Source organism: Streptomyces sp. NPDC001933 (genome assembly GCF_042890955.1).
GTDB lineage: Bacteria > Actinomycetota > Actinomycetes > Streptomycetales > Streptomycetaceae > Streptomyces.
In genome coordinates, this window is record NZ_JBIASS010000069.1 from 1 (window position 1) to 9,092 (window position 9,092).

At 69.0% G+C, this 9,092-nt stretch carries 13 protein-coding genes and 2 pseudogenes; 4 read left to right on the forward strand and 11 right to left on the reverse strand.

The window, feature by feature from the left end; translation table 11 throughout:
• The 4 genes and pseudogenes from ACFYY7_RS44310 to ACFYY7_RS44325 form a co-directional block, all read right to left on the reverse strand.
• Positions 1-774: pseudogene (locus ACFYY7_RS44310) on the reverse strand (IS3 family transposase); the annotation flags it as partial.
• A 12-nt stretch (positions 775-786) separates the two neighbouring features.
• A pseudogene (locus tag ACFYY7_RS44315) lies at positions 787-891 on the reverse strand (transposase); the annotation flags it as partial.
• A 35-nt stretch (positions 892-926) separates the two neighbouring features.
• The gene (locus ACFYY7_RS44320; protein ID WP_388671812.1) at positions 927-1,193 is read right to left on the reverse strand and encodes a hypothetical protein; all 267 of its coding nucleotides are present in this window, start codon (positions 1,191-1,193) and stop codon (positions 927-929) included.
• Positions 1,194-1,326: 133 nt separating this feature from the next.
• On the reverse strand, positions 1,327-1,851 hold the full coding sequence (locus tag ACFYY7_RS44325; protein WP_388671815.1) for a ricin-type beta-trefoil lectin domain protein: 525 nt from the start codon (positions 1,849-1,851) through the stop codon (positions 1,327-1,329).
• Between the two features lie 370 nt (positions 1,852-2,221).
• Between ACFYY7_RS44325 and ACFYY7_RS44330 the strand changes: the two genes are divergently transcribed.
• Entirely contained in the window at positions 2,222-2,419 is a 198-nt protein-coding gene (locus ACFYY7_RS44330; protein WP_388671818.1) for a hypothetical protein, read from the forward strand.
• A 150-nt stretch (positions 2,420-2,569) separates the two neighbouring features.
• Here the strand turns inward: ACFYY7_RS44330 and ACFYY7_RS44335 are convergent, their stop codons facing one another.
• Entirely contained in the window at positions 2,570-3,688 is a 1,119-nt protein-coding gene (locus ACFYY7_RS44335; RefSeq protein WP_388671821.1) for a PP2C family protein-serine/threonine phosphatase, read from the reverse strand.
• A gap of 29 nt (positions 3,689-3,717) precedes the next feature.
• Between ACFYY7_RS44335 and ACFYY7_RS44340 the strand changes: the two genes are divergently transcribed.
• The gene (locus tag ACFYY7_RS44340; RefSeq protein WP_388671824.1) at positions 3,718-4,038 is read left to right on the forward strand and encodes a DUF6225 family protein; all 321 of its coding nucleotides are present in this window, start codon (positions 3,718-3,720) and stop codon (positions 4,036-4,038) included.
• Between the two features lie 36 nt (positions 4,039-4,074).
• Here the strand turns inward: ACFYY7_RS44340 and ACFYY7_RS44345 are convergent, their stop codons facing one another.
• The 4 genes from ACFYY7_RS44345 to ACFYY7_RS44360 all read right to left on the reverse strand — a co-directional run bounded on the left by ACFYY7_RS44345 (position 4,075) and on the right by ACFYY7_RS44360 (position 6,337).
• A complete protein-coding gene (locus ACFYY7_RS44345) occupies positions 4,075-4,449 on the reverse strand; it encodes a PIN domain-containing protein (RefSeq protein ID WP_388671827.1) in 375 nt (124 codons plus the stop codon).
• Positions 4,446-4,700 (reverse strand): hypothetical protein, encoded by a 255-nt coding sequence (locus ACFYY7_RS44350; protein ID WP_388671830.1) that lies wholly within the window; start codon positions 4,698-4,700, stop codon positions 4,446-4,448. Before ACFYY7_RS44350 ends, ACFYY7_RS44345 begins: the two co-directional genes overlap by 4 nt.
• A gap of 239 nt (positions 4,701-4,939) precedes the next feature.
• Entirely contained in the window at positions 4,940-5,713 is a 774-nt protein-coding gene (locus ACFYY7_RS44355; protein WP_388671833.1) for a VOC family protein, read from the reverse strand.
• A gap of 63 nt (positions 5,714-5,776) precedes the next feature.
• The gene (locus tag ACFYY7_RS44360; protein WP_388671836.1) at positions 5,777-6,337 is read right to left on the reverse strand and encodes a hemerythrin domain-containing protein; all 561 of its coding nucleotides are present in this window, start codon (positions 6,335-6,337) and stop codon (positions 5,777-5,779) included.
• Between the two features lie 591 nt (positions 6,338-6,928).
• On the opposite strand from ACFYY7_RS44360, the gene ACFYY7_RS44365 reads away from it, so the two are divergent.
• Positions 6,929-7,258: a hypothetical protein gene (locus tag ACFYY7_RS44365; RefSeq protein WP_388671839.1), complete on the forward strand. Its 330-nt coding sequence runs from the start codon at positions 6,929-6,931 to the stop codon at positions 7,256-7,258.
• The gene (locus ACFYY7_RS44370; RefSeq protein ID WP_388671842.1) at positions 7,255-7,785 is read left to right on the forward strand and encodes a hypothetical protein; all 531 of its coding nucleotides are present in this window, start codon (positions 7,255-7,257) and stop codon (positions 7,783-7,785) included. The genes ACFYY7_RS44365 and ACFYY7_RS44370 overlap by 4 nt, the downstream gene beginning before the upstream one ends.
• Before the next feature lie 454 nt (positions 7,786-8,239).
• Here the strand turns inward: ACFYY7_RS44370 and ACFYY7_RS44375 are convergent, their stop codons facing one another.
• Complete coding sequence (locus ACFYY7_RS44375; protein WP_388671845.1) at positions 8,240-8,374, reverse strand: hypothetical protein; 135 nt, start codon at positions 8,372-8,374, stop codon at positions 8,240-8,242.
• Between the two features lie 497 nt (positions 8,375-8,871).
• A partial coding sequence (locus ACFYY7_RS44380) for a VOC family protein (RefSeq protein WP_388671848.1) occupies positions 8,872-9,092 on the reverse strand: 221 nt, incomplete at its 5' end.

A 9,092-nucleotide genomic window follows, 5' to 3' on the forward strand; every position in this document is an offset into this window, starting at 1 on the left:
AATGACTCGGCCAGGGCGTTGTCGTAGCTTGAGCCGACGCGGCCCATGCTGCGGCGGATGCCGTGCCGGCGGCAGACCTCGGCGAAGGCGGCCGAGCGTATTGCGCGCCCATGTCCGCATGGAACACCACGCCGTGGACCTGGCCGTCGCGGGCGACCACGGCCATCTCGATCGCGTCGGTGACGAGCTGGGTGCGCATGTGGTCGGCGATCGACCAGCCCACGACCCGCCTCGAGCAGATATCGATCACCGTGGCCAGGTAGAGCCACGAGGATCCGACGGATATGTAAGTGATGTCCCCGCACCACCTGGCGTTCAAGGTGTCTGCGGCGAAGTCCCGCATCACCAGGTCCGGCGCGGGCGGAGCCGTCTGGTCGGCGATGGTCGTTCGTTTCTTGCGCCACAGGTGCCGACCGACGATGTGGTTGACCCGCATCAGCCGCGTGACGCGCTTGCGGTTGATATATTCCGCCCTCGCGCCCGCATCTCGGCATGGACACGCGGGGCGCCGTACGCACCACGGTGTTCGGTGTGAATGGCGCGGATCTCGGTCACCGTCCGCTTCTCCTCGGCCTGGCGTTCGGCGCGGGTCTCTTCGGTGGCCAGTTGCCGGTAGTAGCCGGAGCGGGAAACTCCGAGGACCTGACAGATCCGCTTGACGCCGAAGTCGGCGCGGTTGTCGGAGATGAAGTCCCAGCGGCGGGGGCTCACTTCACCTCCCGAGCGAAATAGGCGGCTGCCCGGCGCAGGATCTCGCGCTCCAGCTGCCATTCCGCCCGGATGGACACCGAGCTCCTCAGCGACCTGCGGGATCGGCTTCCCCGTCTCGATCACGATGCGTACAGCACCCTCACGGAACTCGGCGTCGTATGTCCGTTTGTCGGTTCCCATGAACCTCAACTTCCCCTGCAATCACGGACTCCACGCTACGAGGGGAGGGACACCGGAGCATTGCCCTGTTCGAGAAGTTGGGCTTCGAGGTCGGCGATGCGTTTTTCTGCGAATCGGAGGTTGGAGCGGGCGCCTTCGAGCCGCTCCTGGAGCTTGCGGTGCTCCTGCGTGAGCCCGCGATCGAGTCGGCCGAACTCCGCATTGCGGTGAGGCCGCAGGGCAATGCCCGACTCGCCGACCTCTTCAACGGCCCGTGCGCAACGGTGGTCCGTACAGCGCTGGAAAGAGAGCACGCCCGGCACGGCGGTGTGCCTCCACGACGCCGGGTCGCCTCCCGCTCCGGGATGGAATCTGGCGGAGCCAAGGAGCGCCGGACTGCCCACCGGGCCTCGGCCCTGGGAAGGGATGCCAGGACCGAGGCGGCTGAGGATCCGGTCAGATCGTGTCCGCGACCTTGATGTAGCCCTGCTGGATGACCCACTTCTGGTTGGTGTGGTTGACGCACTGCCAGATGCGCACCTGGTCACCGTTGTTGCGGGTGTTGCCGGCGTCCAGGCACATCTCCCGGCTCTTGCCCACCGTGTCGGCGAGCACGATCTGCGCGTTGCGGACGACCCACTTCTGGTTTGTGTTGGTGCCGCCACACCTCCAGATGATGGTCCTGTCGCCGTTGTTGCGGGTGTTGCCGGCGTCCAGGCACATCTCCTTGCCGGTGCCGATCGTGTCTTCGACCTTGATCTGTCCATTGGTGATCACGAACCGCTGGTTCTTGTGGCCGGCACACTTCCAGAGGCGTACCTGGTCACCGTTGTTGCGGGTGTTGCCCACGTCCAGGCACACCTCATGGGCAGCCCGGGACGCGGGAGCCGCCACGGAGGACGGCACACCCGCGCCGAGGGCGAGCAGCAGCGCCGCGCCAGTGACGGAGCCGAGACAGCGAGGAGAGAGGAGCGAAGCCATGAGCACAATCCCAATCGTTGATGGGGAAGCGAGAGCACCGTCACGAGACCAGCAGCCGGTGCCCACGCATCCTGGATGCCCCGGTTCAACCGCCGGTAGCGGATAGCTCCAGACAGCGCCCGTTAGAGCGAAGATGATCACCCACCCGTGGGAGCCGCAGGCGGCTCACGGTGACGCCTCTGGCAGAGCGAGGCCCGCCAAGAGAGCGAAGGCGGGCGGCTTCACTCCTCGGCTGGCCGTTCCGGCCGACGCAGGCCCGCTGAGGAACCCGCACGTGGCGGTGTGGACTCGCCCTGCAGTTCGAACAGCTGAAGTGGGTGGCATCCTCCCGTTGCCCTGGCGCCGCGCGGCCGGCCGTCCCTCCCTCGCGATGACCGAAGCGCGGCAGGATGAGCTGGACGCGGTCGATCCGGGGTGGCGCCCTGTCTGGGACACCGGGTGGCAGCGCTGCTACCAGCTCGTCCAGAACCACGTCCAGGCCGGCGGCACCCTCCCCACGGTCGACGGCGATGTCGTCGTGCAGGGCGAGGACCTTGGACGCTGGGTGAACGCGCAGCGGTTCGGGTAGGAGCAGCTGCTGGCTGCGCAGCAGTGGATCCTGGAGAACACCCTCGGGCTCCGGGCGGCCGAGGAGGAGGAGCGGCCGGTGAAGCGGACGGACGAGCCGCCGACCACGCCTTTGGTGGGGTCCGCACCGGAGGTCGCCCGGTTCTTGGGTTCAGCGGCCTGGGTGCGGGGGCGATCCACTGAGCTGGTGGCGGTGGTGGCCGATGGGATGGGGTGTGAGGTGCGGCCGGTGGGACGGGGTGCGTTCGATGACCAGGAGGGCTGCGTCGTCGGCGGGGTGGCCTCCGATGTGGGTGAGCAGATCGCGGTGTATGTGGTGCAGCAGAGTGTCGGGGCTGCTGGTGGGGAGGGAGGCGATTCGTTCGGCGAGTGGGTAGAACGTTCCGGACGGCGAGCGGGCTTCGATGACTCCGTCGGTGTAGAGGACGAGCATGTCACCGCATGTGAGGGTGAATGGGTCGATGTGGTCGTCGTCGATCGGTCGTTCGCTCACGCCCAGCGGAGGCAGTGGCTGTCGGGCATGCAGGACCGTGACTTGCTGGTTGTGCACCAGCAGAGGCGGGGGATGCCCGCAGTTGATCATCTCGGCGGCCGGCGGGGCGTCGTCGGGGATCTCCAGGACGAGGCAGGTGATGAAGTGCTCGCCGGGGTCGTGCTCGGTGTCCGCCACGTCCTCCAGGTTCCGGGAGACGCTGTCTTCGAGGGCAGTGACCAGTTCGGGGAGGGTCGCATACCGGTGAGCGCCCTCACGGAATGCTCCCAGGACCAGCGAGGCCTCACCGATGGCGGCCAGCCCGTTGCCCCGGACATCGCCGATGACCACCCGGGTCGCGGGATGCGCGGCGCGGGCGAACGCAAACAGATCACCGCCGATCTCGGCCTCGTCCTGCGCGGACATATACAGCCACGCCACCTGCAACGACCCGATCCGGCGTGGCGGAGGCCGAAGCAGAGCCCGTTGAGCCGTCTCCGCCACGGAGCGTGCCCGGCTCAGCGCCCGGTCGCGTCGCTCCCGCACGAACCGCGTGAAGACCACCAAGGCGGAGAGCGCGGTCAGCGCGATGATCTGCGCCATGCGGTTGGGCGTGGTCAGTGCGCCGAGGGAGGCGGCGATGAACACTTGGGCCGCCACTGCCAGTACCCCGGCGAGAGCGGTGAGCCGTGTCCCGGCGAGGGAGGCGGTCAGAGCGGGTGCGATGACCAGCAGTGGGCCGAGCTGGACATCGCGCCCGGTGTAGATATCCAGCACGGTGATCGTCACAATCAGCACGAACGGGATCGCCACCAGACCGCGGCCTGATGGCGGTTCCAGAAGCTGATCCCACGAACGCTGCACACCCATGTACCTCTAATGCTCCGCCGATAGCGCACCCCTGGCCAGCCGACGAGCACGGGCCGAGAGCGGGAGTCAGTCATGGCCTGGCGGGCTTCTGCGAGGCCACCCCTCCCCGATGGAATGCCGCGCAGCTTCGCGATGCGCTCACGGACCTGCCCGATGACGCGCCCATCCATATCGGCGTGGCATGCGACCCCGGCGAAGCGCCAGAACGTACCAAGACGGCGGAGGCACTGACGCTGTTCGCCGACTGGGAGCCGGGCGCCTACGACCGTCTGGACTGAACCGGGGCGCGGCGCCTCGCCCGAGGAGGGACGGGGTCAGGTGGGGTTCAGCGGAGTGATGCCGGTACCCGCGTACAGCTCGGGCTCCAGCGACAGGACCGTGACCGGCTCCCCCGCCTTCACCGCGTGCCAGGCGATCGCAGCAGCATGAGCCACCGGCCAGTCCACGGCTCTCCAGTCCATCGCATCCACCGCATGGGCTGCGGTGAACGGAACGCTCTCCGCGAACCGCAGGGACGCCGCGTGCTTGCCCGCACCCGGGACCTGCCGCTCCGCGGCAAGGACCGACAGCGACGGGACAATGACGCGGCCGGTACCGCGCGAGGCTTCGATGTACAGGCCGGTGAAGAAGGGATCCGCCCGGTACAGAGCAGCCAGAGCAGTGTGGTCCAGGACGACCGTCAGGTTCATGCGGCGGCGCCGCCCTGATGGGCGCGGATCCTCGCCCAGGCATCCTGCCCGGCCTGCTGGACCTGCTCGGTGTACTCGATGCCGAGCTCACGGGCAGCCTCGCCAGCACGCTGCTCGCGCTCGGCTTCCGTGAGCTCGCGGCCGGCGAGCTCTGCCAGCAGCTCGGTGATGGTGGTTCCGCGCTCGTCGGCGAGGACCCGCAGCCGGTTGCGCACTTCCTCGCTGGTCTTGATGCTCGTCGGTTTGCTCATACCGCCGATTCTACCGCCGGTAGAACTACGGTGGCAGCTATCGACGCGTGGCCGACGGTTGCCAGAGACCGCTGATCAGGTACTGAGGTCCAGGACGCGCACCGGCTCACCCTCCCATCGCTTCGGGGCAATGGTGGCGACGTTCGCTCGTTTCCTGGGCGGTCGGGGGTGGCTGCGGGCGAAGCCCCGGGTTGGGAGCCGACTCGGTCGGCGTGAGTGCCTGGCTGGGGTGGCCGTCGTCAGGCGCCGGACAGGGTGAAGAGGGCGCCATCGGAGTCGCGGATGAGGAACGCGCCGTCCGGGACACCGGCGGGTGAGGGAAGCGGTGACGATTCACCTCCGGCCGTGACGACGGCCGCCGCGGCCCGCTCGCCGTCCCTCACTCGGAAGTCGACGTTCCACCGCGGCCGGACTCGTGGGTCCGGGCCGGCCTCGTCGCCCCCGCCGCGCAGGGTGGCGACGGTGCGTCCGGCGGCCTGGACGATGATGTGGTCCTGGGCGTAGTCGACCGTGCAGCCGCCGGGCGGCCGGGCCCAGTCGAAGACCTCCGCGTAGAAGATCGCGGCGTCGAACGCGTCACGGGTCTTAAGGTCCAGCCGCACCGGGGCCCTGCCCCGCCCCACTGACCAGGTCAGGGCGGGGCCTTCCCAGAATCCGAACACGGCGCCGTCCCGGTCCGCGGCGATCCCGGCACGGCCCTCCGCCAGGACCAGCGGGCCGACGGCGAGGGTGGCGCCGCGCTCACTGATCCGGGCCGCCGTCTCATCCGCGTCCCTGACGGCGAAGTACGGCGTCCAGACAGCCGGACGGCCACCGCCCGGGCAGCATCCGATCCCGGCGACCGGTTCACCCTGTGCCAGAGCCACCGAGAAGTCGCTGCCGAGCGTGCTGGGCCTGAACGTCCAGCCCATGACATCGGAATAGAAGGACTGCGCCGCGCGCAGGTCCCGAGCCATCAGGCTCACCCAGCACGGCACACCGGCCACCGGCACGGTTCTTTCGTGGGCCGGCATTCTGTGCTCCTGCGGGTGCGTGATGGGCGTCAGGCCATGCTCAGGGCGGCCAGGGGTGGGAGGTCAGCTGCTGGGGGTTGTGCGGAGCAGGTCGCGTACTCGGTCGACCAGACCGGCACCTGGAGCGAGGAGTCTGTTGGCGGGCGGGGTGTTCGGGAGGAAGGGGTGGAGGCGGGTGGGGGCGTTTTCTCTGGCCCGGCGCACCTGTCGGCCGAGTTCGGCGAGCGTCTCGGGCGGGAGGGTGGCTGCGAGTTTCGGGAACAGTTCGTGTTCTTCCTCGCGCATGTGGGAGGCGACCTCGAGCTTCAGCTTCGCGATTGTGTCGTTGAACCGCGGGTCGTCGACGCTCAGGTCTTCGAGGTCCTTGAGCATGCGCTCGGCTCTGGCGTGACCGGCGAGTTCCTTGTCCGCCATGGCCGCGCCGTGCGGTACGTGCTTGCGCACGGCGGGGTAGAGGTGCAGTTCCTCGGCGACGGTGTGCCGGACCAGTTCCGCGGTCAGCCGGTCCGCGAGCTCCCGCCGCCGGGGGTGATCGACCGGCTGCAACTCGATCCGCGAGAACAGATCCTCCAGCTCACGGTGATCGGCCGCGAGCTCCGCGATCACATCGCCACCGGATTCCATCGCTACACAGCCCCTCTCCTGAGGAATCGTCGCCCCTCGGGGAAGGGTGCAAGCACACAGACAACACATCCCGGGTCGCAGAACCGGCGCCACGCGCGCGGGAACCACGCCGTACTCACCTCCCCGGCCCACGTCGTTGCGATCACCAACGTTGCGCACGAGGATCGGACTACGGGCGGTGGCCCGGTCGTGTCCTGCCCCCGGTCCCGATCGGGGGACACCTCCCTTGCCGGGCGCGCCGGTCCACTTCCCGGCCTTGCACATGCCCGCCAGGGGACCTGGAGGTACGGATGCCACGGCCTCTGTGGATATCGCGAAACCGTCCGTGCCGTACTCGGCCAGGAGCCCGTCGACGACATCGCCTCCCTCCACGGCAGGGGACGTCCTGCACGCTTCCAGCGCGGAGATCGGGTACCGCTTTAGGACGTCCGTGGCCTGCCCGAGCTGCACCTCGGCAACCGCTGCCCGTCCAGGCCCGCGGCTGATGCCTGGTAGAGGCAGGCCGCCATCAGTGCCACGCTCCGGGCCCGTGCCGGCTCATGCAGGACCTGCGGTGCCGTGTGCCCGTGCCACAGCACCGGCTGGTCCGCAGTGGACACGCAGTACTCCCACCGGCTGACCGGAGCCCTCAGCCCCGGCTCTTGTCCAGCGTCTCCCACAGCAGACACCTCGTCGTCCAAGCGCGGCGGGCGGCGCTCCCACAGCGGCTCCCAGGGCCCGACGAAGGAGCAGCTGTACAGCGAGGCCAAGCAGCGCAACATCCGCGGCCGCTCGAAGATGAACAAGAAGCTCGCCAACGCCCTCGGCCACTGCTCCGGCCGGTACGCCGACCGGAGCCGACCGCCGGTTCAGGCCCAGTCCTGTGCCCGTCCCGGTATGCGGCACCCTCGGCCGACCAACCCTGCGAAGGACACGCGATGACAACCACACTTCTGTCGGATCCCCTGAGTATCTACCTGAACGACCACGTGACCGGCGCGTTCGGCGGCGCCGCGCTCGCACGCCGCATGGCCGACACTCACCCGGACAGCCGCCGCGCGGCGGAGCTCCGCCAGCTGGCCCGTGACGTGGAGCAGGACCGCGACGACCTCGTGCAGATCATGAAGAGCCTCGCCGTGCCGGTACGCCACTACCGCACCTGGCTCGGCCTCGCGGGTGAACGGATCGCACGTCTCAAGCCCAACGGGAATCTGAGGCACCGCTCCCCGCTGAGCGATCTGATCGAACTGGAAAGCATGCGCATCGGGGTCGAAGGCAAGACCGCGCTGTGGCAGGCACTGCGCGCCATCGCCGACAACGACCCGCGCCTGGACCGGGACGACCTCGACCAGCTCATCCAGCGGGCCGCCGAGCAGACACGCACATTGAACCGCTGGCACCAGGCGGTCAGCGCCGAGGTTCTCAACGGCCGGCAGCCCGCATCGGGCGAAGAGACCGGCACGCAATGAGCGGGGTGCAGTCCCGCATGGGACTGACCTCGGCGGCGAAGGCGGTCCGGATGGCCCAGTGGGTGCCGGCGCTCTGGTTCTGTTCGACGCCGTGTATCTGGACGGCGACCGCTTGACCGGGCTGCCGTACGCCGAGCGGCTCACCGGGCCGGGCTCCCAGCCGGCGCTGCCTGGTCTGCCGGCCGGCGGGATCAGACGGTGCAGGTGTCGAGCATCTCGGACAGGGCTGCGGCCTCGGTGGGGCTGGCGGTGAGCTGGTAGGTGGCCTTCACCGAGCGCGGTTCGGCGCAGATGACGAGTCATGCCGATCATGCTCCGGCCCAGGCCAACGAAGAATCGTTGCTGCCCGGCGGGCGTCACTCGCGCGGGTGGGAAGTCGTACCGGGGGCCGTAGTCGGGCTCGTGACAGTGCATACGAGGTCGTCCCCTGGCCGGCAGTCAGGCACGGGCACCCTCACCGCATCCGGGTCACGGTGAGGGTGCCGTGCCGGCCGGACCCGGCCAGCACCTCCACGACCATGCCCGTCTCCACCCGTGTGTACGGCTCGCCCTCCGCCCGCCGCTCCCCCACCACCGCCGCGCCGCTCAAGGCCTCTCCGACACGGGCCGCGAGGACAGGCTCCAGGCGTGCGGACGCCCTGGCCGGCCCGCCCTCGTCCCCCACCGCAAGGACCAGATGGTGCGGTCTGAGCCGGGGGCCGGTGAACCCCCAGCACCAGGGCGTCGACCGTGTCCGCGTGCCGGACTTTCAACCACCGGCGCTGGCCTGACGGGTAGCCGGCGCTGCCGCGTTTGCAGACGATTCCTTCGATGCCCTACTCGCGCAGGGCGTCGTACCAGAGCACGGCGACGTCCCGGTCGTCGGTCGCCGGGGTGACTTGGACCGGCGGCCCGACATCGGCGAGGAGCTCCAGGAGGAAGGCGCGGCGCTCGGTGTAAGTGAGTGTCTGGAAAGGCGGGACACCGGCGCTGAGTGGCCAGACGACTCTCCAAGAGTCGGTAATCGACGGATGAATAGGCTTCGGCCTGGGAAGCCGCCTGCGGCGTCTTCCCAGGCCATGGTGGAACCCCAGCCCGACCTGGTAATTACTCCGCAACGTTGATGTTGTTCGGGGGATTGAATACGCAGAACTCGTTGCCTTCCGGGTCGGCAACGACGATCCAGCGAAAGCCGTGTTCGCTGAGTTCTTCAGAGAGCCTCGCAGCGCCGAGCCGTTCGAGGCGACTGACCTCGGACACCAGGTCTGCGGTGCCAAAGTCGAGGTCAAGGTGCATGCGGTTCTTTCCCTGCTTGGGTTCTGGGACGT